This window comes from Streptomyces sp. NPDC002926 (genome assembly GCF_053591755.1).
Genome location: NZ_JBSFUK010000036.1, coordinates 1 through 23,712, shown reverse-complemented (window position 1 = coordinate 23,712; position 23,712 = coordinate 1). Strand labels below are relative to the sequence as shown.

The following is a 23,712-nucleotide window of genomic DNA, read 5'->3' as shown; positions in this document are numbered from 1 at the left end:
CGGGCTGTGACGGCGGAGACCTGGATGCGGCCGGGTGCGCTGGGGTGCGGCTGGACGCGGCCGACAGCAGGCCGGCGCCCTGAGGTCTACAGGGGTCGCGGACCTCAGGGCGCGGTGTGTCAGTGCTTCGTGACGGCGTCGAGTGCGTTGACGATGCCGTAACCGTAGAAGCCGTTCACCCGCTTGTTGCCCTTGCAGGTCGAGTCTTCGATGCCATTGCCGTCGGGGTCGTACAGTCCGGTCGGGCAACCCGGGTTGTCCGCCTGGGCCTTGAGCATCGCCTGCAGAGCCTGCGGGCCCGCCCACGGGTGGGTGCTCTTGAGGAGAGCCGCGACACCGGCCACGTGCGGGCCGGCCATCGAGGTGCCCTGCAGGAAGGCGTAGCCGTTGTTGGGCATGGTGGCGAGGATCCGGCCGTTCTTCGACGGGGTGTCCGGGATCTGGTACTTGTCGCCGCCGGGGGCCGCGACGTCGACAACGCCGAGTCCGTAGCTGGAGTAGTACGACTTCAGGTTCTGCACGCCTGTCGCCGAGACCGTGACGACACCCGGCAGCTGGGTCGGGATGTCGAAGCACCTGTGCGGGTCGATGGTCCGCGGCGCCGGGGTGGTGTCATCGGGGCTGGAGTCGTCGACGATCGCGTCGGAGTCGAGGTCATGGTTGGAGTTGCCGGCGGACGCGACGTGCAGCGTGCCCTTGCCCTGCGCGTACAACGAGGCCCGGTTGACGGCGTCGACGATGGCCTTCTGGTCCGGATCGTCGAGGCAGTTGTAGAGCCACGGGTCGATGTAGTAGCTGTTGTTGGTGATCTCGACCCCGTGGTCGGCGGCGAAGACGAACGCGCAGACGACGCTCTCCGGGAAGAAGAGGCTGGTCTGCGGGTCGCTCACCTTGATCGAGGCGACCTTGACGCCCGGAGCAACACCGGCCACGCCGATGCCGTTACGGGCGGCGGCGATCTCACCCGCGACGTGCGTGCCGTGGTAGTCGTTCGCCGGGTCGTAAGGACGCCAGGCGCCCTCGCTGGTGTCCGCCACGCCGCCCACGCAGTTGGCGGACTGGCTCTTGGAGAAGTTCGCGGCGAGGTCGGGGTGGGTGTCGTCGACACCGGTGTCGATCACGGCGACGGTGACGTTCCTGCTGCCCGGGTTGATCTTGGCGGCCTTGTCCGCGCCGATGGCGCGCAGGTCCCACTGGTCGGCCTCGAGCGGCTCGGCGCCATCGGCGGCAGCCGTACGGGCCTGGGCTTTCGCGCTGTCCACGTACTCCGGGGCGCCGACCTCGGTGGTGCTCGCAGGGGCGAGAGCGGCGGTACGCGTGGCGCCCGCGCTCTGCACGCCCTTGACCGTGCGTATCTGCTTGGCGAAGTCGGGGTTCGACGAGTGGACGACGATGACGCCGATCTTCTCGTACGTTGCGACAACGGTGCCGCCGGCCTCGGCTATCGCCCTCTCAACGGCCTTGATTTTGCCGTGGTTCGCCTTGGTGTTGACCACGTACGAGAGCTTGGGGCCGTCCGTGGTCGCTGTGGCAGGGGTGTCCTGCACGGCGGCCTGGGCGGGGGCGGCGCCCGGCAGAAAGCCGAGCGACGCGGTCAGCGCCAGTCCGGCCGGTACCGCGAGGGCGGCACGCAAGCGTCTGGAGCGCGGATGAGTCATGGAGTACTCCACATCATCAGTGGGGCCGCCCGAATGGTGTACGCACGGGCGGGGTACGTGACGAAGCAAGCTAGCGTCGATCAAGCGTGCGTATCAATGGCCAGTGACCATAGGCTTCCTGGCTTGCTTCTGACTCCCCCGTAGACATTTCACCCACTACGTGACGCGGATGATGGTTTCCGTCGGTGGCTGTGCGTCCGGGGCGGCGGCCCGGCCGTGGGGCTTCGCCGTGGGAAGAAGGGACGGCCCCGTGGTGGAGGCTCCGGCGGGCAGGACGGGGCCATGACCGCCGAAGTGAGGAATGCAGGCTGTGTGCGCACGCCAGGGGTACTGCCGTCTGCCCGCACCGGAACCTCAACACACCAACTGCGGGCAGAATACGAGCAATTCACGCTCGCTCAGCCGCGCAGCCGACCCGCGGCTCGCCGAAGTCGCAGCGGCAACCCACCGCATGGGCGCTGAGGCGGGCGCTGCTCGACGGTGCCGCCTCGCTCGACAGCGGCTGAAAGCAGCCCTGCCGCTCCCGCCTCGACAACTGCGACGCACACCACCGGCGCGGCGGCACTCCGCCCGGTCCCGGCGCGAGCCCTCGAAGCGACGGCCGAGCAGCAGCACGGAGGCACGCACTCGACCCGGACCACTCCATGAAGAGATCACCGTTGGTGCTGGGGCTTGATCTCCGGGTGCACCCGACCGCGGCCGACGGTGACCTGTCCACGACACCACGTACGGGCACTCCGCTCCGCGCTTGTGGGCGAGCCCGTCCAGAGCCCGGAGCACGATCGGTACGGCTTCGTCGACGGTCGACCGGCCCGCCGCCATCGCCCGCCGCCCCGTCGGTCGCCCGCCGCCCCATCGCCTGCCGCTTCTGACCACGTCGCGCACCGCAGGCCGCTGACCTGAGCCCTGGACCGGCAGGAGCAGCACAAAATCGACCGACAAAAGCGGCACAAAGCAGGCGTAGGCTGGTCAGAACGTCGTATTGCACCGCGAGTGAGCGCTGGAGGCGGCGCATGACCGACCCTCACGGCTTCCTCAAGATCCCCCGTCGGCCCGTCCCGGCCCGCCCCGTCGAGGAACGACTGAGCGACTGGAACGAGGTCTACGCGGGGCAGTCCCTGCTTCCCCTCGTGTCCGAGCAGGCGGGGCGCTGCATGGACTGTGGCATACCGTTCTGCCACAGCGGCTGCCCGCTGGGCAATCTCATCCCCGAGTGGAACGCCTACGCGACGCATGGCGACTGGCGGGCCGCGGCCGAGCGGCTGCACGCGACGAACAACTTCCCCGAGTTCACCGGACGGCTGTGCCCGGCGCCGTGCGAGGACGCCTGCGTGCTGACCATCAATGCCGATCCGGTGACGATCAAGAACGTCGAGCAGGCGATCGCCGACCAGATCTGGGAGCGCGGGTACGCGTCACCGCAACCGCCGGAGCGGCTCAGCGGGAAGACCGTCGCCGTCATCGGCTCCGGACCCGCGGGGCTGGCGGCGGCGCAGCAGCTCACGCGTACCGGTCACACTGTCGCGGTCTACGAGCGCGCCGACCGCATCGGCGGCCTGCTGCGCTACGGCATCCCCGCGTTCAAGATGGAGAAGCGGCACCTGGACCGCCGCCTCGAGCAGATGCGGGCGGAGGGCACCAAGTTCCGCACGGGTGTGGACGTCGGAAGCGATCTCGACGCCGCCGAGCTCAGAGGGCGTTACGACGCGGTGGTCGTCGCCGTCGGAGCCACGGAGAGGCGGGAGCTCCCCGTCCCCGGCCGCGAGCTGTGCGGCATACACCAGGCCATGGAGTACCTGACCCTCGCCAACCGGGTCAGGGAGGGCGACTACGCTTCTCCCCCGGTCACCGCCGAGGGCAAGTGCGTGGTGATCGTCGGTGGCGGCGACACCGCCTCGGACTGTCTGGGCACCGCCCTGCGCCAGGGCGCCGCCTCCGTGGTGCAGCTGGACATCAACCCGGAGCCGGGCGACGCCCGGCCGGAGACCGAGCCCTGGCCCACATATCCGAAGGTCTACCGGATCTCTCATGCCCATGAAGAGTCCCGGGGACGGGAGGGCACGGACCCAAGGGTCTTCTCCTCCGCCACCCTCCGCTTCGAAGGCGGACCGGCCGGCCACGTGCACGCGCTCCACCTGACGGAAGTGGAGCCCGAGGCCAGAAGGCCGCTGCCCGGCACCGAGCGCGTGATCCCGGCGGAGCTGGTTCTGCTCGCCCTCGGCTTCTCCGGTCCCGAACGAGGCACCGGCCTGATGAAGCAGCTGGGGCTCACGCTGAACGACCGGGGAAACTTCGCACGGGACGCTGCCTTCGCGGCCGAACCGGCGGGCCGGGCGGAGCGGACGGTGCGCACCAGGACGGACGGGGTCTTCGTCGCGGGCGACGCGGGACGCGGCCAGTCCCTTGTGGTGTGGGCCATCGCGGAAGGACGGGCCGCGGCGGCGGCCACGGACCGCTATCTGACCGGCTCCACCGTGCTCCCGGCCCCCATCACCGCAAGGGACCGACCCCTGGCTGCGTGACGCCCCGGACGGCCGCTGCCTCCGTCGGCTCGCAGTGGCCCCTGCCAGGCCTACGCGAGCCCGGAGACTCCCGGGTCACGGTCCCGCGGACACTGCAGCCAGGTCGCCCGGTCCAGGTGCTCACGGCGCAACTGCTCCATGTCCGGTTCGACACCGGGCGCGGGGCCTGACTCCCCCAGCTTTCGCTGATGCGCTGGTCCCTCGCGGCGAACAGCGCCAGGTCGACTTCGGTCACCGCCGCGAGGAACTCGCTCGTCGGCATGGTCGCCCGGCCCGTCTGCCGGCCCGCGAACCCGACCACGGCGTCAGGGTGCCCGGTCGCGCACACGCCGACGGTCGCCGCCCGTTCGCACACGGTGAGCGAACAGTCGGCGTGCGGCGGCGGCAGGCACGCAGGTGAACGGCTCAGTCCGCACTACGCACCGAGCTGCTGCACCAGCAAAACCACGAGCCAGTCGGCGTAGGGGGCTGCCCTGAACGAGGGACAGTGCGCGCGCACAGCCCGTCGGCGTCCCGGAAGTGTCAAAGGCTCTTCGGAAGAAAGAACCGGCCAAGGCACGACAGGCCGGACGAGATGCCAGGCGCCACGAGGTCTCCGAAGGCGAATACGAAGTGGCGCCGCACACCGATCAGCCGCCCCTCCAACGAACCCGGGAATTCACTGGCCATGGTGCACATTGGATACACGATGATGACCGAGCAAGCGGGCCCCCGCGAACTGGTCGACCACGTCGTCCGGGCCGAGGACGCGGGATTCGACTTCTCGGTGACGTCGGACCACTACTTTCCCTGGCTGCGCTCGCAGGGCCATTCACCATATGCGTGGAGTGTTCTCGGGGCAGCCGCCCAGGCGACCTCACGCATCCCCCTCACGACGTACGTGACGTGCCCGACGTTCCGTTACCACCCGGCGGTGGTGGCGCAGAAGGCAGCGACCATGCAGTTGCTGTCCGAGGGCAGATTCCGTCTGGGGCTCGGTTCCGGGGAGAACCTCAACGAGCATGTTGTGGGCGGCGGTTGGCCGTCGGTGGATGTGCGGCACGAGATGTTCAAGGAAGCGGTCGGCATCATCCGCGCGCTGTTCGAGGGGGGCCATGTCACCCACCACGGCACCCACTTCGATGTGGACTCGGCCCGGTTGTGGGATTTGCCGGAAGAGCTTCCGCCCATCGGGATCGCCGTGTCGGGCGAGCATTCCTGTTCCATCGCCGGTCGCCTCGCCGACTTCGCCATCGCCACGGAACCGGAGGCCCTGCTGACCTCGTTCGACCGGCACGGTGGAGAGGGCAAGCCCCGCGTCGGCCAGCTGCCGGTCTGCTACGACACCGACCGGGACTCGGCGGTGCGGCGGGCCCATGACCAGTTCCGCTGGTTCGGAAGCGGCTGGAAGGTCAACGCGGAACTGCCGCACCCGGACTCCTTCACGTCGGCGACCCGGTTCGTACGCCCCGAGGACGTCGCCGCGGCCATTCCGTGCGGGAACGGAGTGGAGGACTTCGTAGAAGCCGTACGCCCGTTCGTCGACGCAGGCTTCACGGACGTAGCACTCGTACAGATCGGCGGCGGGACCCAGCCCGAATTCATCGACTGGTCGGCGAAGATGCTGCTGCCCGCCCTCAGCGCGGCCTTCAGTTAAGTCCACCCAGGGCTATCAACGCAGCTGAATCCCGGCCGGCGCCCGGTCGGGCGTGAGGGGGAGTTCGCGGAAGCGGCCAGGTCATGACCACGCATGCGCCGGGGCGCGGACCCCGACAAGGGTCCGCGCCCGGCGCATGCGTTTCGTCAGTGACCGGAGCTGTAGTAGCCATCGAGCTGGTCACGGTAGGCAGGGTCACCGAGGTGCTTGTCCTTGTCGAACTCGGGCGAGGCCTTGATCTCGTCCTTGGAACGCGAGACCAGGATCTTCTTGTCCTCGTGGTCGACCCTGGTGATCGTGCCGGCCGGGAGCATGACCTCCTTGCCGAAGATCCAGACGCCGGTGTCGACAACGATGTACTGCGAGCCGACCTCGGTGGAGTACTTGTCGACCTTGCCGATATGGCCGTCGGTGGCTTCGACCTTGTAGCCCGTCAGATCATCGTCCGCGGTGTGGCCACTGGTCGGAACGTAACCCCAGATGTGCTCACTCATAGAAACTCCCTCACATTGAAGACGCAGGAAAGCAGTTGAATTGATAAGCGCCGCACATCGCGCCGAGAAAACGTTCAGCTCTTCGATGCGGCGACTCCAGGCGAGTTCCCTGCATCCTCCACATCACACCGGACAACAAGGTTCTTCTGAACCGGCCGGAGCGGCGGGGCGTTGGAGGCGGAAACCCGCGTGGCCGGATCTCCTCGATTCCCGGAAGTGCGGGCTGTGTTGGCGCTCTTTGAAAGTTCCCATGCGCTGCTCAGGAGCTCCCCAGAGCTGCTCGCCTCGTTCCCCGTCCAATCGGGGCGCTGGCCAGCAGTGGAGCGTTTCTCGTCCGGATTCGCCCGAGAGTTGTTCCGTGCCTGGGCGGACGGGGTTCATGAACCGGGCTCCGCATGAAACGGGGGGACCTATACCTCTCGTACAGCATTCAGGCAGCGGGTGCCTTGGGTGCGCAGAGCGTCGGCAAGTTCGGGTGGGGCGTGGGTGAGGGTGAAGTCGGCGTCGACCGAGGTGATCATCCACGCGAGGTCGCGGGGGGTTCCGGCGCCCAGGTGCAGCAGACAGCTGTGGTCGTCGACGGGTTCGATGACGCCCATGCCGGGCCAGACGCGGTCGGCGACCGCTGCGGCGGGCTCGTGCAGGGTGATGGTGGCCTGGAAGGGCCACGTCTGCGACGACAGCTGGTGGGCCAGATAGGTGGCCACATCGCCGTCGGGGAGTTCTCGGGGGGTGAATTGCGGGCCGGTCGGAGTGCGTGGGGTGAGCCGGTCGACGCGGAAGGTGCGCCAGTCGGTGCGGTCGGTGTCCCAGGCGACCAGGTACCAGTGGCGCCCGAAGCTGACCAGGCTGTGCGGCTCGACCGAGCGGATACTTGGGCCGCGGCGGGGGCTGGAGTAGTCGAAGCGCAGCCGCTCACGTCGGCGGCACGCCTCGGCAATGGCCATGAGGGTGTCCGCGGAGACCTTGGGGGCCGGGACCGCGCCGGCCCGGACGGTAGCGGTATGCAGGGTGTGCACCCGATGCCGCAGCCGGGATGGCAACACCTGCTCCAGCTTGGTGAGTGCGCGCAGGGAGGACTCCTCGATCCCGGTGACCGAGCCGCCGGCCGCGGTGCGCAGCCCGATCGCGACGGCGATGGCCTCATCGTCGTCGAGCAGCAGCGGGGGCAGCTCGGCGCCGGCGCCGAGCCGGTAGCCGGCAGCGCCCTGGGTGGCGTGCACCGGGTAGCCGAGCTCGCGCAGCCGCTCCACATCGCGGCGCAGGGTGCGCCGGCTGACTGCGAGGCGTTCGGCGAGCTCGGCGCCGGACCAGTCGCGGTGGATCTGCAGCAGGGAGAGCAGCTTCAGCAGCCGCCCGGAGGTCTCGAGCATGCCTCCAGACTGCCCGAAGGTTAGGACCGGAAGTGACCTAAGCGAGCCCTAGCGTCACAGCCATGGCAAACACGACACCCGGCATCCGCTCTTTCCGCATCGACATCCCGCAGGCTCAGCTCGACGAGCTGCACGCCCGTCTGGCCGCCAGCCGTTGGCCGGATGAGCTGCCCGGTGTCGGCTGGAGCCGCGGCGTTCCGTCGGCTTACCTCAAGGATCTCGCCGAACACTGGCGCACCACCTACGAGTGGCGGGTGCACGAGGCGGCGCTCAACAAGCACCCCCAGTACATGACCACCATCGATGGGCAGAACATTCACTTCCTGCACGTGCGCTCCCCCGAGCCCGATGCCACGCCGCTGATGCTGCTGCATGGCTGGCCGGGCTCAGTGGTGGATTTCCTCGATGTCATCGGGCCCTTGTCCGATCCCCGCGCGCACGGCGGCGATCCGGCAGATGCCTTCCACCTGGTCGTCCCCTCGCTACCGGGGTTCGCGTTCTCCACCCCGCTGGCCGGGCCGGGCATGGGCGCGGCCACGATGGCCGGAGCGCTCACCCAGCTGATGTCCCGCCTCGGCTATGCGCGCTACGGAGTCCAGGGGTACGACACCGGCTCGTGGGTCGCCCCGGAGATGGGCAAGCAGGCCCCGGACCACGTCATCGGCATCCACGTCAACGCGATGATCACGTTCCCGGTCGGCGCGAAAGGCGAGTTCGACGGCCTCACCGAAGTCGAACAACGGCGCTGGCAGGCCATGCAGAACTTCAACGACGGCTACCTGCAGTGCAACTCCAAACGGCCGCAGACGGTGGCCTACGCCCTCACCGACTCCCCTGTCGGCCAGCTGGCCTGGATGGTGGAAAAGTTCAAGGAGCTCACCGACCCGGAAGAGGGGCTGCCCGAGGACAGCATCGACCGGGACCGCATCCTGACCGAGGTCTCGTTGTACTGGCTGACCGGCACCGCCGCTTCAGCCGCCCAGGTCTACTACGAGGAGATCTCCGCGAACGCCTGGAGCGAGGCCGCAGCCGACGTCTGGAGTACCGACTCCAGCGTCGACACCACGCAAGACACCAGCTGGGGCACCGGCCAGAGCAACTGGGCAGCCGACCGGCGCGGGACGGTGCCCACCGCCGTACTGGTCTCCACCCACGACGTGACCATCCGCCCCTGGGCCGAACGCGACCACAACGTCGTGCGGTGGACCGAACTCGACCGTGGTGGCCACTTCCTCGCGATGGAAGCCCCGGACCTGCTCGTCAGCGACGTCCGCGAGTTCTTCGGCAATGCACGCTGAAAGGGAGATCCGAACGAACTCGTCCACCCCCAGCACCCGTGGGGCACGGTCCTGAACCGGCGGCGCCGTAAGCAGCCTGAGCAGCCGGGTCCGGCCTGCGGCCAGCCGTAGGCGTCGGCACAGCCGAGCCGCCGGACGGCCGCCCAACCCCATCGCGATCGACCGCAGCCACCCCGTCAGCCCGGTGCTCGACCGGCGGTGCCGCTCGGTCAGGCCCGGCACCTGCTCGACGAACGTCTTCCGGGAACACCTCTTCCGGTCGCAGAAGTACCGGCGCACCCGGAGCCGGACCACGACCTGCCGCGAGCCCAACGGCCGCTCGTCCAGGCCGCGTTGGTACGAGCTGTGCACGCGTTTCGCCTGCTTCCGGCAGTCCGGGCACCGGCCCGGCCGACCGACGGACACCGCCTCCACCACCAGGGCGCCGGAGGAGTCGCTGACACGCTCCACTCGCACACCGATCCCGGGAAACAGCACATCCTCAACCGTCTTGCTCGCCACGGTAGACAACACACTGCCGAAACGATCCCCCGTTCCCGCCCCTGGCCTGGGGATTCACGGAACTGCGGACAGAGCCATTTTCAGAGGTCCTCATCAGGCTGCGCGTGTTTGCGACCACGTACTGAGGTCACACGAAGGACGACCAGCTGATGTCGATTTTGGGGATGTGAGTGCTGTGGCTGCCGATGAGAAGGCCAAGGCGAAGGCCGAGCAGGTCAAGGGCAAGTCCAAGGAGACAGTGGGCCGGACGGTCGGCAACGAGCGGATGACCGCTGAAGGCCGCGCCGATCAGACCAAGGGTGATGCCCGCCAGGCGAAGGAGAAGATCAAGGACGTCTTCCGCGACTAGGGAACTGTCCGGCGGAGACGGGATCCGTCCTGCGGTTGTTGTCCGGAGCGGTCACGGCGATCAGCAAGGATGCGCCAAGGACGGAGTGGTGACAAGCCGAGCCCTTGAGAGGGCTCGGCTTGTCGCGACAGGAGCGGGCGTCGATCGAGGCGTCGCTCGGCTTGTGGGTACTGACCCAGCCTGGGTCCGCGAGGGGCAACTCGGGCAGGGAGGTAGCGATGTCCCCGGTCCACTCGCTGGTGCCCACGAACTCCTTCAGCCAGCCGGCCAGTTTGCGACAGTCCTCGCGATGCCCCTTCGGCAGCCCGATTCCGTAGAGCTGAGGAGCGCCGATGGTGAGCCCGGGGAGAACGCGCAGGCTTTCCGCGGCGTGCTGATGGGCGAATCCGTAAAGGATCGCCTGGTCGGTCGAGACGGCAGCGACCTGACCGTCCACCAGAGCGTCGATGCAGTCGGAGGCATCGTCGAGGACCTGCACGACCACGCCCATTCCTTTGAGGTTGCCCAACGCCTCCTGCGACGTGGTGCCGTCCCAGGTACAGACCCGCTTGCCTCGCAGATCCTCGATCTTCGTGATGTCCCAGCCGTCGGAGCCCACGAGAAAGCCTTGGCGAGTCTTGAGGTAGGGACCGACGAAATCAATCTTGCGCATCCGTTCAGGCGTGATGGAGAACGAGGCGATCACCATGTCAGCCGTTCCGCCTTCCAGTTGAGCGATACGGTCGCCCGACGAAACGTCGACCGGCTCGCTGAACCGGACCCCCAATTCTTCCTTCACACGCTTGAAAAGGAGGTAGTCCACACCTGAACGGTCATAGTTCTCGGAATAGGAGATCCCCGGCAGGTCGTTGTGTGTGGCAACGGTGACTCTCTCGGCACCGAGAAATCGTGGTTCGTCCGATGGTGAGCCGCAGGCCGTCAGGGCAGCGGTAACCACCACGGCAAGCGCAGCCGCGAAGCAGGCCGACGGCCGTCGCAGCGGGTGGCCGGCCGGCCGTGGACGCGGTGTGCGGGACATGGTCTTCCCCTCAGTCGTGGAACGCCGCACTGGCGACGGAAACAGCTAGCAGGCAGCCTTCTTCGGCGGACAGGGCCACCTGGACGCGAACCTCGGTGCGTGAGCCGCCGAGTGGCAGTTCGACGGGCGTCCCCGCGCGCACCCCCTCGACCCGGCCGGTGTTGCTCCCCCCGATGAGCTGCAGCGTGAGTTCACTCTCGGGCGTGCAGGACTGCTGTAGCGGATCGGCGTCCTCGACCGCGACCGTCAGACGCAGCCAGGAGCGTTGCGCGGGCCCGTCCACGACGATCTGCGCGGCGGACATGCGAGTCATCGGCCCCGAGGGGGAAAGGTGCGTGCGTCCGGTGACGTCGATCTCGCCGTGCTCGGCCAGATGGTCCATTCCCACGAGCCCCAGGACCGCGAGAAGCAGGGCGGAGCCCTGCACCAGCGCACGCGGTACGGGCGAGCGGCTGTCACCCACCACGCCCACGACCCGGCAGAAGGACAGCACCACGGCCGTGCCGATGGCGGCGTACACCCAGGCGAACTGACGGGCCGGTCCGGACGGCCCCGCTATCAGCGCTGTGGCGCCCAGTGCCAGCACCAGAAAGAACGGTGGCCAGTTCCAGCCGCTCCAGCGCTTGGCCCTGCCGGAGAACTCGCTGACATCACCTGCGAAGAGGCTGAGGACCACCCTGCCGACCTTGCCGATCGTCAGCGAACCGGAGCCTGTTGACTTCACGTCATAGGTGTCGGTGGAGCGGCGCGGAGTCACCAAGCGGCTCCACCGCCCGGGCGACGCCCGAAATGGAAGTCGGCGTGCGTGATCTGGCCGATGGCCGGTGAGTTTTCACCATGGGACGTCACAATGATGGTGTCACCGGGCGCGTTCGAATCCATGGCCCGTCGTACGTGGGCGAGCAGGGCTTCGCCCGTCAGCGATCCGTCCGCAAGCCACCCACCGATCGCCGTCTCCAGCAACAGCCGGTCGTTTGCCGTCAGGCTGGCGACGGCTTCGACTGCGGCCGCTTCCTCCGGGCTGCGCGCCGAGTCTTCGGCCTGCCTGCGCAGCAGTCCGCCGAGAAGGGCACGGCCGCGCTCCACGGCACTGTCCGCGAGTCGGTTCTGCGCCGACTGGGCCAGCGTGCCGGCGAAGGTGGCCGCTGCCGCACTCACGAACGGGGTGACGGCGGCTGCCGCGGCCAGCAGATCAGACATGGCTTTCCCATCATCGGCAGCACTCGCACAGACCACACCCGTAGGTCTTACGCAGCGCGTTTCGCCCTCGTTCAGTTGACATTCCGAGGCTACGGAAAGCGAATGCGCCGCAGGCCGGATGGAATCTTCTGGCGACATTTCTCCGATACTGTCCGCCGCGCGTCAGAGTATGACTGATTCGGCCGGGACGGCCCAGGTCAGGAAGGCCGGCGGGTCCTGATGGTGTGGCCGCAATCCCGATACAGTCGGCTTCCGAGCACGATTGCGCTCAACTGGCCGGACAAGGAGACGGATTGGCGTACTCACCCGTGCTGGATGCGTGCCGCCAAGGCTCAGCCGAAGTCCGACCTCGTCGGCATCACCACGATGTCACGCACGCAAATACGCTGCGGTAGCTTCCAGCAGGACATGATGATTTCGGCGAGTTCGTCGGCGCCCATGAAGTCCGGATGGCCGAGCCGCTCGCGATACTCCTCGAAGCTGATTCCCATCTCGGCATGGATGTTGGTCTTGACGAAGCCCGGTGCGACATTCACGACACGGATGTTGTTCGCGGCCTGGCTCTTCTGGAGGGAGCCCGCCAGCGAACGCAGCGCGGCCTTGCAGGCGTGATAGACCTCGCCGTCCGGGCCCGGCACACGGTCACCGATCGAGCTCACATTGATGATTGTGCCGCTGTTACGCGCCTTCATGTTTCCCAGAACCACGCGGATGCCGTTGAGTACGCCCTTGAGGAGCACATCGACCTCGTACGACGTATCCATCGGATCCCGGGTCTCCAGTGCGCCGATCCTGAGGAAGCCCGCACAGTTGACGAGGCATTCGGTCGGCCCATGCCGGGCTTCCGCCGCGCGGACCGCGGCTTCGAGTGCGGCATAGTCGGAGACGTCGACCGCTGCCGACATGATCTGCCCGGAAGACAGCCCGTCGAGCGGTACGGGGTGCCGCGACAGCAGCAGCAAGGGGTGCTGCTCCGCTGCGAAGGCCGCCGCCACAGCCCGGCCGATGCCGTGGCTCGCCCCGGTCACCACGATGAGTGGTTTCGACATGAAGCCCTCCGAGCAGGATTCAGCGCCACTTCGCAGTCTCACACCACCCCGGTATCGGCGCCGCATCCACACGCCGCTCGAGGGCATCAGCCATTCCGTGGCATTGCACAGGTATCGACCGCCACGGTCACGCCGTCCGGCTACCGACCGGCACTCCCCGAGGCAGGCCCCGCCCCTCCGTCCACGCCGTGGGCGAACCCCGGTACAGATGCACAGGACCGCGCGGCGATCCGTCGCTGATCCCCCGGCGCGCCCAACGGCGCCGTGTTCACTACGGCGCCCGGCGGTAGATCGTGATCGAATGGCCGACCTCGTCGATCGGCCTGCTGCTCTCGATCAGCGCCGCCAGTCGGCCGTCGGCCTTGGCGATCGAGGAGTCCGATACGACGAGCAGCCCATGAACCTCGCTCGGGGGGACCGTGCGCGGGTCGGACGCATCGATGCCGTAGAAGGACGGCACACCGCTGCCCTTGTAGACGAGCCAGATCTTCTCGTCCGGGTATCGCTGCCGCATGCGGTCGGCCAGCCTCCCCAGGTCCTGGCCCCAATCGACGTTGGAGTCGTGCAAGCGCAGGTAAGTCTTGGACGGCCCGCCGAACGCCTCGTTGGAGTAAGGCAAGTAGTACGGGTACGTCCGGAGGGAGCTGACCGTGACGAACAGGACCAGCGTCGCCGTCAGCACAGGACCCCACCGCCACCGGAAGGCGACCACGCCGGCGGCCGCGACTGCCAGGAACATCGGCACGAAGACGGCGTACCGGACGCCGAAGTCGCGGGACCCGTTCAGGGCAACTGCCAGCAGCACGGCCGGGGGCATGAGCACGTACGGTGCCGCCGGCCGCAGCCGGGGAAGCGTCACGATCGCGGCAACACCGGCCGGCCACAGGGCGAGCATGCCGAGCGGCGTCTTTATCAGCAGTGCGGCCGGCAGGTAGTACCACAGCGAACCGTGGTAGTACCGGCCCAACAGGAAGCCGCCGAACGTCGAATTCTCGAAGCCGAACTGGATACGCATCCCGTCCCGGTACGGCTCCGGGAGCGGCAGCCAGTCGACAGCAAGTCCGCGCAGCCCGGGGGTGACCGGCGGGTTATCGGGGGTCGTCCAGCGCAACCGCGGGTCGACGGCAAGGTAGGTGGCCCACACCACGGCGACCGCGATCAGCGCCACGACGACTGCCGCCGCCGCGCCGAGCGCAAGCAGCCGCGCCGTCCTCCACCTGCCGAAGTCGTGTGTCCGGCAGGCATACCAGACCGTCATGACGACCAGGAGGAGCAGCACCGGAACCGCCGGCAACGCGCTCATCTTCGTGGCCACGGCCGCGCCGAGCGCCACCCCGACGAGCGGGAGGTAGAGGGGCGGCCGCCGCCGCGCACGCCACAGTAACCAGACCGCCGTCAGCAGGAACCCCGCCGCAGGCACGTCGAGCGTGGCCAACGACCCGTGCGCGATGATGTCGGGCGAGAGCGCGTACAGGGCGAGCGCCACCAATCCGCCCACGGGGCCGGCGAGGTCACGGGCGAACGCGAGGACGACCAGCCCGAACAGCAGCGTCAGCAGGATCACCGGCATTCGCGCCAACAGCATCAGCCGCCATGGATCATTGCCCGATTCGTACAGGAGATGCCGCCCGAGCGCCGTTTGGTTGCCGACGAAGGCCGCGTCGAGTCGCGGGTGGGCGAATGCCGGCCCGGTCGCGATGATCAGCTTGCCCAGCGGCGGATGCTCAGGGTTGTACCGCAGGCTGTGCTGCTGCACGTAGACCACCCCGGTGCCCACGTACACCGGCTCGTCGATGGTCGGGGTCTGCTCCACGGCCGCCGTGACCATCGCGACCGCCATCTCGGCGAGGAGTGCGAACACGACGAGCGCGAACAGCCACCGCCGGTGCCGCCGCAGCCGTTCGAATCGGCCGGGCGGCTTCCCGGTGGCCGCCTGTGTGCGCCGGCGAGGCACAGGGGGTGGCGCGGTGTGCTCCCCACCGTCCAGATCGAGGAGTGAGTGCTGTTCTTGCGTCATCGTCCGCGTATCCGGGCGACCATCCGACCAGGTCCGTGACCTCGGGAATCAGCCGGCATGGGAGGCATGACCCGCGCTACGCCGGCTCCGTAAGGGCTCGCTCCTTCAGCCTGGCGCATCAGTGCGCGAGCTCTTACGGCCGTTCTGGCCCACATCCTCAGTGGCGCTGGCTGTGTGACGGGGATCCGAGGCGACGTCATGGCCCTACCTTCCCCCATCAACTTCCGTCACCGTGACGCTTTGGCCAACGCCGCGTTCGAGCCCGCCGTCGTTCACGTCGTACTCTCCGCCGCTGACCGGCCTCGCCGGACTCTCGCACGGCTGAGCTGCTGAAGCAGTTCACACGGTTCGCGCTGGAGCGGAACCTGGAGCCGGTTGGCGGTGTATCAGAGGCAGCACGGTGTCCCGTGCGCCGGTTCACCGCGGACCGGTCGTCCGAGGGGGGAGAAGCTCCATGCGCAGGTGCACGAGGGCTGCGGGCGTGATCGGGTTACTGGCCGCGCTGCTTCTGACGGGCTGCTCGGCGGACGAGCCGTCGCGACCGCCGGACCGCCACCAGGAACGGGAGCGAGACGCTTTCCACGACGAGCTGGGCCTGCTGACACCCACTCGCGTCGACCCGGTGAACGGCTACCGCCTCTACGCGCCCGAACAACTGGACCAGGCCCGACTGGTCGCCCGGCTCCCGGGCCTGGGGATGTCCCCTCGCCCGCATCCAGCACGTCTGCGCGCTGGAGGCAGTTCCGGCGTCCCAGGAGATCCGCGCGTTCTGGACCCAGGTCGAAGCCGACACCGCCCGCACGGCGGGCCCCGACTGCCGCTTCTCGCCTACGGGGTGGGAGCTGGTGATCCGGTGCGGGGAGCGTTGTCTCGGGCGCGGGCAAAGGCTGGGGAGCGGCGGCCGGTGCGATGGCGATGTAGCCCCACCCGATCACAAACCCATTGGCGCCGGGTTCAATGGGCGAGGGTCACTCGTAGAAGCCCGGGGCCCAAGTTTCACCCGCTACAGACATGTTCACCCGCGCGGCCGCGAGGAGCGCCAGGTAGCGAACAGGCCGACGCCTGCTCCAATGACTGCGGTGAACGCGGCCTGACCCGCGACGGTGAACACCACCGCAGCCAGGGCGATCAGAACCAGTAGGGCCACCAAGTCCAAAATCCGCTCCCTCGCGGGCAGCAGATCCCGATCCCCGGCCTGCCCGGTACCAGGGACCGGGTGGGCAGATCCGGCGCCGGCACCGCGCGCATCGGAGGTGTCAGAGCCGGAAAGAGGGAGGCGCGAGGCGTTCTCATTGTTTTCCATTCCCCTACCTCAGCCCTCCTGTGCCTCGTCTGGCGAGCGTGCCGAACGACCTCGCTGTGACTCGCTCGATGTTGTCCAGTGCCGTACACGGCAGATGTTCGGGCGACAACGAAGGTGTGCGGAACTGTTCGGCGAACACCCCTGGACGGCCTGCTGAACGCCCTACGGTGTTCCCCACGCACGTTAGGGAGACGTACATGAATGACCAGGAGCCCCGATCCCAGCCGCAGCCGATGCAGGACTACGAGGCAGAACTTGCCGCCTTCGCCGAGCGGCTGAGGGAACTGCGCCTCGGATGCGGCGCACCTTCGTTTCGGACGATCGCCAAGGCAGCCAACGGTGGGCTTCCGATATCCACAGTCAGCGAAGTTTTCCGGGCCAAGCGCTTGCCGAAGCCGGACTTCCTGATCCTCTTGGTGCAGGTCCTGTACGAACACGTGGACGGCCGCCCCGTGGGCGACCGCGATCCGCGAGTGCAGAGATGGCGCAAACACTGGTTGGACGTGAAACGTCTGGAAGACGATCACCGGCGCGTAAGGCGGGCAACGGGTCATGCTGCTCCCCGCAGCGCGCGTGAAGACCGCCACGCGCTGCCCCCCAGCGATGCCACCATCCCGCAACTCGAGGCGGCCCGAGAGGGACTGCAGGACTTCCTGGCCGACATCGCCGAGCGCCAGAGGCAGGCGAGCAAGGAGCTCCTGCTCGCCTTCGAGGAGCGCGTCAAGGTCGAGGACGATATCGAACGCTTGAAGCGTGAGGAAGCCCGCCAGCACAAGCAGGCGCTACAAGGGAAGATCGCGGCACTCGAGCAGCAGCGAGCGGAGCTGAGCCGACATATTGCACACCTGCGCCATGAGTTGGATGAGCTGCAGGACGACCAACTGGATATCACCGAGGAGGAGAGCGAGCTGAACGACAGACGCGCCGAGCTGTACTTCGCCTGGGCCCGCTCGGAGGAGGCGAAGCTCAAGACGACGACCGGACCACTGGCCGACCACATCAAGCAACTCAACGCCGAACTGGCCGACCGCGATCAGAAGCTCGCGGCCGCAGACCAGCTCATCGCGGGCCTGCGAGACCGGGTGTGAGTAGTTGAAGTACAGGAAGTAGCGTCGAGAACGATCATGGTCGTCGGCGACGTGCGGCGGGGTCTTGGGAAGCGATGTGCCGGGCAACCGAGTGGTCGCCGAACCCGTGAGCGTGTGCGCGACAGTAGCTCCTGAGCCGCATGGTCCGGGGCTGCCGGGCGGGCCATTACGTGCGCCGGCGATGAGGCGCGGAGGGCCGGCGAGCTCGCCGGCGTTGGCTGGCCGGGTCGTCGGGTCCTCCCCCGGCAGGCGCGGAGGACGGCGGGCGTCACATGTCCCCGGAAACAGCGGATCTCAGCAGGCCGGACGAGGTAAGCCACGGGCGAGGCCGGCAACCTGTCACTCGTACGTGGGGCGGGGCCACTGTTCCCGCAAGCCTCCCGTTCCCGCCGCTGGAAAATCCGGCCATGGGAACTGGAAGGCTGACACGGCGGGTTGGTGTGCTTTATCTCGTGCTGGCAGTCGGCGGCATGGCCGGGGCCGTGTGCATCGCCGTCCGTTTCGACCTGCGGGTGGCAGAGACGGTAGCGGCTCTGCTTCCGTCCGTAGGCGGCCTGTACCTGTCCTGGGCAACCTTCCGGGCCGATCGGCGGGAGGCAGCCGACGGGTACGGCGTGGCCCAGATCGCCGATCGGCTGGCGGTGGCCGTGCGGAGCCAGTGGGAATCCGAGGTCCGGGTGCGGCGGCTGAACGACCCCTATCCGCTCCCGGTCTCCTGGCAGGCAGCCGATCCGCGATTCGGCGAGTCGTGGTCCCTCCTGCGGGAGCTGGCCGGCGACCGGCCGTCCGGCCGGTCGGCTCCTCCCTCCGGCTGGGCCACTGGGCCTGCTGGACTGGCCGGGACAGGCGGGGAGATCACCGAGGTGTTCCTGGAACGGGTGCCGACACGCCGCCTTGTGGTCCTCGGCGACCCGGGAAGCGGGAAGACCATGCTGCTGATCCGCTTGTTGCTGGCCTTGGCCGCCGAGCGCACAGAAGGAAGCCCGGTTCCGGTGCTGTTCCCTCTGGCCTCGTGGAATCCTGCGGAGCAGACGCTGGAATCCTGGATGGCGGAACGGCTCGCGCGTGACTACAGCGGCCTTGGCGCCCCAGAGGTGGGACATGCAGAGGTGGGACATGCGGAACACCCTGGGCAGGTCAGCCACGCCCGAGCACTACTGGAGCACCGGCTGATCCTGCCGGTCCTGGACGGGTTCGACGAGATTCCCGAACGGTTCCGCGCCATGGCACTGGATGCGATCAACGCCGCCCTGCCTCTCGGCCAGCCGCTTGTGCTGTCCAGCCGCATGACGGAGTACGGGGACACGCAGGCCCCGGCCCGCGGGGTACCGGTCAGGCTTTGCGGCGCCGCCGCCGTGGAGCTGCGCCCCGTGGAGCCGCCGGACATCGCCGACTATCTGAAACGGGACGCCGGGGGCCGGCACACAGCGGCGGCTGCCCGCTGGGATCCGGTGATTCGCCTGCTCGGCACCGAAGCCCCCGTGGCACGCGCACTGACCACACCACTGATGCTCTTTCTGGCAAGGACGGTGTACAACCCCCGGCCGGGGGAACAGGCCACTGTCCTCCCCACGCCTGCGGACCTGTGCGATCCGACCCGTTTCCCCGACACCGCAGCTGTCCGGGCCCATCTCTTCGACGCGTACGTGCCCGCCGCCTACCGGCCACATCCGCGGTATCCCTGCCGCTGGTCTCCCCAGCAGGCCGAGCACGCCCTGCAGTATCTGGCGCGACACCTGCAACGCACTCTGGACGGCACCTGCGACCTGGCCTGGTGGGAGATGCGCCGTGCGCTGCCGCCCCGTATCGCCCAGGTGGTGACAGGAGTTGTCCTCGGTGTCGTGGCCTGGACCGCCGCCGGCGTGGTGGGCAGGTTCACGGCGCTACTCGCCGGCCTCGACTCCGGGTGGCAGACAGGCCCGCCCGCAGCCATCGTCGCGGGACTGGCCGGAGGGATCGCAGGAGGCATCGGCTGCGGCATCGTCGCAGGGGTGACCGGGGGCATCGCCGAGGGCGTGACCCACGTGCTCAGCACCGGGCAGCCAGGATGGCTACCGACCACGTTGGCCTATGGACTCGCCTACGGCTTCGCCGGCGGAATCGTCGGTGCGCTGTCCAGCAGACTCGCGGTGCGGCAGCCCGGGACGCCCTCGGGGCACCCACCCCGCCGGCACTGGGACTGGCGCATGTGCGCCCTCGGCTTCACCGCCGGGGCCGTCCTCTGGTTCTCCTTCCGCCACAACTACGGCCCGACGGCCGCAGCCGTCGGTGCACTCACCAACGGGGCGGTCTACGCACTGGCCGGCGGAGCCATCGGCGCTCGGGCAAGCAGCCTGTCCGCACGCCGCCCGCACGCCATCCCGACCGTGCACACGCTGTGGGCCTGGAACTGGCGGGGCTTTTCGGTGGGCCTCGCCAGCGGCTCCACCATCGGCGTCACCCACTGGGGGGTACTCAGGATCCAGTCGCTCCTCACCGGCACTCCCTCCTACACCTTCACAACCATGCTCTCTTTCTCATGCGCGTTCGGGCTGGCTGTCGGAATCGCCCACGGCCTCGCCGGCAAACCGGCAGATCTCGCCACCTCGGTCGGACCGGCCGCCCTCCTGAAGCAGGACCGAAGAATCTTCCGCAGGCTGTGGACTGTTGTCGGCCTCGCGGTCGGCGCCGCGTTCCTTCTGTGCTACGGCGTCGAATACGCCGTACAGGGCGGGTTTCCCTACGGTCTGGGCCGGGGGACCACGGGCGGACAGGCGATCTCGATGGGCCCGCCCCACATCATCGACCGCGGTCTCGCCTACGGACTCACCGTCGGCCTCGCGGCGGCGCTCGGCCACAACGCCTGGTGGTACTACACCCTTACCCGCTACCACCTGGCGGTGCGCCGACACCTCCCTCGGGATCTGACCGCCTTCCTCACCGACGCCCATGAACGACGCGGCGTATTGCGCCAGGTAGGAACAGTCCACCAATTCCGTCACATCGACCTGCAACACCATCTCGCCGCCTCATGGCGGCCTCATGAGCCCGGAGCGCCGCGCCCGCCACTGCCCTGGCCACGATTCCCGCTATCGCCGGTACGCGAAGGGCATCAGTGAAGGTTTCTCCTCCTGAGCGCCAGGCGAGTCATCGAGTGAGGGCCGTTCGACGAGTTCACCGACGGGCCGAGACCGTGCTCTGCGATCCGGACCTCGTGGAACTCGTTGCGCGCCTCGAAGCCAACTTCGCCCACGCCCACGAACTCGCCCTACTGCTGGCAGCACCGCTGACCAGCGCCTGGCCGGTCCACATCCGGTGGGCCACGCCCACATGGGCCTGACGTGGGGTCAGGAACCCGGCGCCGAGCCCGCGCCGTGGACCCGCATGAGGGTGGTCACGCGGTACGGGCAGACCGAGGCCGCGGCGGAGTGCGATGCCAGTGCGGTGGTGAAGGCTCCGGGACCCGCTTCTTGACCTGGAGGGAGCGGGTCTGGAAAGCAATCGCCGCTGCGGTCCCACACGCAGGCTCCATCCGCCGGGACGCACTCCGGCTAACAATCCCCCCGGCGGCACGAATGTCCTGTCGCGCCAGCCGCGCGCCGTCGGGCGGCCATTCGTCTTCCCGTGCCCATACCCCGGGTTGCCATCGGCATGGCGGCCGGGCGTCACAGGCAGTGCCGGTCATGGACCGTGCCGTGACCCGGCACGACCATGTGGACGGACCTACGAACCACCTGGGCGCCGACGCCTTCTGATGCGCCGCCATATTCCGCGCCCCGCAGCGCTGCGCGCCAGTACGTCGGCGAGTTCTGTCAGCACCCGGGCTTCCACAGCGTTCTCGCCCAGATGCGCAGCCACCGCAACAGCGTCCGCGTGGAGTTCGCACGCTTCCTCCCGTCGCCCCACCGCGGCGAGCGCGAGACCAAGCCTGCTCAGCGCCTCGCACAGGGCGTGCTCGTGCGCCCTGAGATCCTCTGCGGCCAGTTGCCTGAAGACGTCCACGCCCTCAGCGGCCCGCAGCACGGCGTCTCCCGGTCGGTCCGCCTCCAACAGCTTTGCGCTGAGATGGATCAACAGGTCGGCGAAGTACCTCTGGAAGGCCCCCGGGGCCGCCTGTGCCTGGCGTCTGCGGATCTCCATGGCTTCCTGCGCGGGGGCGACGGCCTCCGAGTGCCGGCCCAGGTCCGCGAGCGCAACGCTGAGGTTGTGCAGTGCTCCCGCGAGTTCCACATGGGGAAGTGCGGGGTCGTCCCCGCGAGCCCATCGGCGTCCGATGGAAACGGCCTCCTCGGCGGCCTCCCGGCGCCTTTCCGGATCGCGCTCCTGGATGGCGAGGTTCGCAAGGGAACGTCCCACCAGGGGTTCGACGTCAGGCTGGTGCCTGGCGAGTTCCCGATAGATCCTGATGGACTCCTGCGTCGCGGCGACAGCCTCCGCCCGCCGTCCGGCCCCGAACAGCGCCATGCCGAGGATGGTGTGGAGCCCGGCCCTGTCGCTCGCCGTTCCGTGACCGTCGACCACTGCCAGCGCCGCCTCCGCCACAGCGGTTCCGTCGTCGAAGTAGCGCCACTGGAAGAGGCGAAACACGAGGTCGAAAGCGATGCGTACCACGACGTCCGGATGGCTCCCGGAGAAGGTCTGGGCGGCAGCGGTTAGGTTCGCGCGCTCGCCCTTGAGCCAGCCGAGCGCTTCACTGCGGCTGCCGAACCGCTGACGGTTATCCTCCTCCGGCAGGTCCGCCAGGAGTGCGGTCGCGGCTTCGAACGTCGTGGAGTAGTGCTCCAGCAGCCGGTCCGCCGCCTCCGCCCGGGCCCCCGCGTCGTCTCCTTCCGCCAGTTCCGCCGCGTACAGACGGATCAGGTCGTGCATCCGCCACCGCCCTTCGCCCACCGGCTGCTCGCTCAGCAACGCCGTGCGGGCGAGGTCCGCCAGCAGGCCCCGGGCCGGGCGGCCGATCAGGGCTTCCGCCGCGTCCGTGGCCAGGTCCGGGCCGGGGTTGAGGGACAACAGGCGGAAGAGCAGGGCCTGTTCGGGGTCCAAGCGACGGTACGAGCCCTCGAAAGCGGCCCGTACCGCGAGGGAGTGGCCGCCATCGTCGTAGCGCAGGTGCTCCAGGCGGCCTCGGGTGTTCGCCAGTTCGGCGGCGAAAGAGCCGAGGGAGACACCCGGGTCGCCGGTGAGGCGGGCCGCGGCGATCTCCAGGGCGAGCGGGAGTCTGCCGCAGTGGCGCACGACCTCGTCCAGTGCCTCACGCTCGCGCGAAGGACGGGTGTCGTCGGGACGCGCGCGGGTGAGGCTGTCGCTGATGAGTTCGCGGGCCGGGCCGGGCGCCAGTTCGTAGAGGCCGAGCTGGCGCGCGGGGAGGGCCGCGAGGATGTCCCGGGAGGTCACCACCAACCGGTGTTCGCGACGCGCGGGGATCAGGGGGCTCACCTGCGCGGCCGTTGAGGCGTTGTCCGCCACGAGCAGCACGCGTCGGCCCTGGTCGGCCATGCGGGCCAGCTCGGAGCGGTAGACGGCCGCCTGTTCGTCGGTCGTGGACGGCAGGTCCTCGTCCCGCACGCCGAGTGCCCGCAGCAGCGCGGCAAGCGCCTGCCCGCCCGTGACCTGGCCCTCGGGGTCGTAACCGCGCAGATTCACGAACAGCACGCCGCCGGGGTACCAGTTGCGTACGACCGCTGCCTCGTGGGCGACATGCAGCGCCAGTGCGGTCTTGCCGATCCCCCCGAGTCCGGAGACGGCGGAGACCACGACGGCCGAGGGGCCCTGCCCCTCGGGATCGAGGAGTTCCAGCAGCCGTTCGGCCTCGGACGTGCGGCCGACGAGGTGGGCCGGTGGAGCCGGAAGCGCGGCCGTTGCCTGCGGTACGGGGCCGGTACCCGTGGCGATGATGTTGTACTGGTCGCCGGCGAACTGCTCCACGCGTCCCGCTCCCTGGGCGCGCGCGTGCTGCTCTGCGCGGTGGGTACGCCGCTTCTCCCCCGCCATCCGGCTACCGCCCGCCGGTGTGCTGATCGCCGCCGATCTGCGTAATGCGCGCGGTGCCTGACGATTCGGCCTGCTGCTCCACATCACCAGAGGGCGCGGCCGCCGTGCCACCTCGGCTGCCGCCGATCTGTGTGGTCCGTGAGGCGTCCGTCGCCGTCGCCCGCTGGACCACCCGGCCGCCGCCCCGCGTCTCGCGCCCGGCCCACCAGCCGAGCGGCGCGCCGGCCGCGCCCGCGGCG

General features: G+C 68.9%; 19 protein-coding genes and 2 pseudogenes. 8 read left to right on the top strand and 13 right to left on the bottom strand.

Translation table 11 applies throughout. The annotated features are described in order from the left end of the window. Positions 1 to 119: 119 nt before the first annotated feature. Positions 120 to 1,658, bottom strand: coding sequence for a S8 family peptidase (locus ACWDZ6_RS30105; RefSeq protein ID WP_451505346.1), 1,539 nt, complete (start codon positions 1,656 to 1,658; stop codon positions 120 to 122). Between the two features lie 1,013 nt (positions 1,659 to 2,671). Here ACWDZ6_RS30105 and ACWDZ6_RS30100 point away from each other — a divergent pair. Continuing rightward, entirely contained in the window at positions 2,672 to 4,180 is a 1,509-nt protein-coding gene (locus ACWDZ6_RS30100; protein ID WP_366732774.1) for a glutamate synthase subunit beta, read from the top strand. On the opposite strand, the gene ACWDZ6_RS30095 is transcribed toward ACWDZ6_RS30100, so the two are convergent. Further along, positions 4,149 to 4,442, bottom strand: coding sequence for a hypothetical protein (locus tag ACWDZ6_RS30095; protein ID WP_451505361.1), 294 nt, complete (start codon positions 4,440 to 4,442; stop codon positions 4,149 to 4,151). The two genes, ACWDZ6_RS30100 and ACWDZ6_RS30095, sit on opposite strands and share 32 nt — an antisense overlap. Positions 4,443 to 4,847: 405 nt before the next feature. Between ACWDZ6_RS30095 and ACWDZ6_RS30090 the strand changes: the two genes are divergently transcribed. Continuing rightward, complete coding sequence (locus ACWDZ6_RS30090) at positions 4,848 to 5,816, top strand: LLM class F420-dependent oxidoreductase (RefSeq protein ID WP_451505345.1); 969 nt, start codon at positions 4,848 to 4,850, stop codon at positions 5,814 to 5,816. A 146-nt stretch (positions 5,817 to 5,962) separates the two neighbouring features. Here ACWDZ6_RS30090 and ACWDZ6_RS30085 read toward each other — a convergent pair whose 3' ends face one another. Both ACWDZ6_RS30085 and ACWDZ6_RS30080 read right to left on the bottom strand, forming a co-directional pair. Further along, on the bottom strand, positions 5,963 to 6,310 hold the full coding sequence (locus ACWDZ6_RS30085) for a PRC-barrel domain containing protein (RefSeq protein WP_451505344.1): 348 nt from the start codon (positions 6,308 to 6,310) through the stop codon (positions 5,963 to 5,965). Between the two features lie 410 nt (positions 6,311 to 6,720). After that, positions 6,721 to 7,683, bottom strand: coding sequence for a helix-turn-helix transcriptional regulator (locus ACWDZ6_RS30080; RefSeq protein WP_451505343.1), 963 nt, complete (start codon positions 7,681 to 7,683; stop codon positions 6,721 to 6,723). A gap of 62 nt (positions 7,684 to 7,745) precedes the next feature. On the opposite strand from ACWDZ6_RS30080, the gene ACWDZ6_RS30075 reads away from it, so the two are divergent. Next, on the top strand, positions 7,746 to 8,981 hold the full coding sequence (locus tag ACWDZ6_RS30075) for an epoxide hydrolase family protein (protein ID WP_451505342.1): 1,236 nt from the start codon (positions 7,746 to 7,748) through the stop codon (positions 8,979 to 8,981). 270 nt (positions 8,982 to 9,251) lie between these two features. On the opposite strand, the pseudogene ACWDZ6_RS30070 reads toward ACWDZ6_RS30075, so the two are convergent. Next, positions 9,252 to 9,386 (bottom strand): annotated as a pseudogene (locus ACWDZ6_RS30070) (transposase family protein); the annotation flags it as partial. Positions 9,387 to 9,657: 271 nt separating this feature from the next. Here ACWDZ6_RS30070 and ACWDZ6_RS30065 point away from each other — a divergent pair. After that, the gene (locus ACWDZ6_RS30065) at positions 9,658 to 9,831 is read left to right on the top strand and encodes a CsbD family protein (RefSeq protein ID WP_351453807.1); all 174 of its coding nucleotides are present in this window, start codon (positions 9,658 to 9,660) and stop codon (positions 9,829 to 9,831) included. Here the strand turns inward: ACWDZ6_RS30065 and ACWDZ6_RS30060 are convergent. The 5 genes from ACWDZ6_RS30060 to ACWDZ6_RS30040 form a co-directional block, all read right to left on the bottom strand. After that, positions 9,809 to 10,849, bottom strand: a complete 1,041-nt coding sequence (locus ACWDZ6_RS30060) for a transporter substrate-binding domain-containing protein (RefSeq protein WP_451505341.1) — start codon at positions 10,847 to 10,849, stop codon at positions 9,809 to 9,811. The two genes, ACWDZ6_RS30065 and ACWDZ6_RS30060, sit on opposite strands and share 23 nt — an antisense overlap. A 10-nt stretch (positions 10,850 to 10,859) precedes the next feature. Next, complete coding sequence (locus ACWDZ6_RS30055; RefSeq protein ID WP_351453803.1) at positions 10,860 to 11,606, bottom strand: hypothetical protein; 747 nt, start codon at positions 11,604 to 11,606, stop codon at positions 10,860 to 10,862. Next, entirely contained in the window at positions 11,603 to 12,187 is a 585-nt protein-coding gene (locus ACWDZ6_RS30050) for a hypothetical protein (RefSeq protein WP_451505340.1), read from the bottom strand. The genes ACWDZ6_RS30055 and ACWDZ6_RS30050 overlap by 4 nt, the downstream gene beginning before the upstream one ends. Before the next feature lie 194 nt (positions 12,188 to 12,381). Continuing rightward, complete coding sequence (locus ACWDZ6_RS30045) at positions 12,382 to 13,098, bottom strand: SDR family oxidoreductase (protein WP_451505339.1); 717 nt, start codon at positions 13,096 to 13,098, stop codon at positions 12,382 to 12,384. Positions 13,099 to 13,369: 271 nt separating this feature from the next. Next, complete coding sequence (locus ACWDZ6_RS30040) at positions 13,370 to 15,115, bottom strand: ArnT family glycosyltransferase (RefSeq protein WP_451505338.1); 1,746 nt, start codon at positions 15,113 to 15,115, stop codon at positions 13,370 to 13,372. A 589-nt stretch (positions 15,116 to 15,704) separates the two neighbouring features. Here ACWDZ6_RS30040 and ACWDZ6_RS30035 point away from each other — a divergent pair. Next, positions 15,705 to 15,912: pseudogene (locus ACWDZ6_RS30035) on the top strand (MerR family transcriptional regulator); the annotation flags it as partial. A 218-nt stretch (positions 15,913 to 16,130) separates the two neighbouring features. Here the strand turns inward: ACWDZ6_RS30035 and ACWDZ6_RS30030 are convergent. Next, the gene (locus ACWDZ6_RS30030; protein WP_451505362.1) at positions 16,131 to 16,418 is read right to left on the bottom strand and encodes a hypothetical protein; all 288 of its coding nucleotides are present in this window, start codon (positions 16,416 to 16,418) and stop codon (positions 16,131 to 16,133) included. Positions 16,419 to 16,615: 197 nt separating this feature from the next. Here ACWDZ6_RS30030 and ACWDZ6_RS30025 point away from each other — a divergent pair, with 197 nt between their 5' ends. The 3 genes from ACWDZ6_RS30025 (at position 16,616) to ACWDZ6_RS30015 (ending at position 20,825) form a co-directional block, all read left to right on the top strand. Next, positions 16,616 to 17,506 (top strand): hypothetical protein, encoded by an 891-nt coding sequence (locus ACWDZ6_RS30025; RefSeq protein WP_451505337.1) that lies wholly within the window; start codon positions 16,616 to 16,618, stop codon positions 17,504 to 17,506. Between the two features lie 407 nt (positions 17,507 to 17,913). After that, a complete protein-coding gene (locus ACWDZ6_RS30020; protein WP_451505336.1) occupies positions 17,914 to 20,604 on the top strand; it encodes an NACHT domain-containing protein in 2,691 nt (896 codons plus the stop codon). Positions 20,605 to 20,699: 95 nt separating this feature from the next. Next, entirely contained in the window at positions 20,700 to 20,825 is a 126-nt protein-coding gene (locus tag ACWDZ6_RS30015; protein ID WP_451505335.1) for a hypothetical protein, read from the top strand. A gap of 383 nt (positions 20,826 to 21,208) precedes the next feature. Here ACWDZ6_RS30015 and ACWDZ6_RS30010 read toward each other — a convergent pair whose 3' ends face one another. Together ACWDZ6_RS30010 and ACWDZ6_RS30005 are read right to left on the bottom strand one after the other, a co-directional pair. Then, positions 21,209 to 23,407, bottom strand: a complete 2,199-nt coding sequence (locus tag ACWDZ6_RS30010) for an ATP-binding protein (RefSeq protein ID WP_451505334.1) — start codon at positions 23,405 to 23,407, stop codon at positions 21,209 to 21,211. Positions 23,408 to 23,477: 70 nt separating this feature from the next. Continuing rightward, positions 23,478 to 23,712: hypothetical protein (locus ACWDZ6_RS30005; protein WP_451505333.1), on the bottom strand; the 235-nt coding region annotated here is incomplete at its 5' end.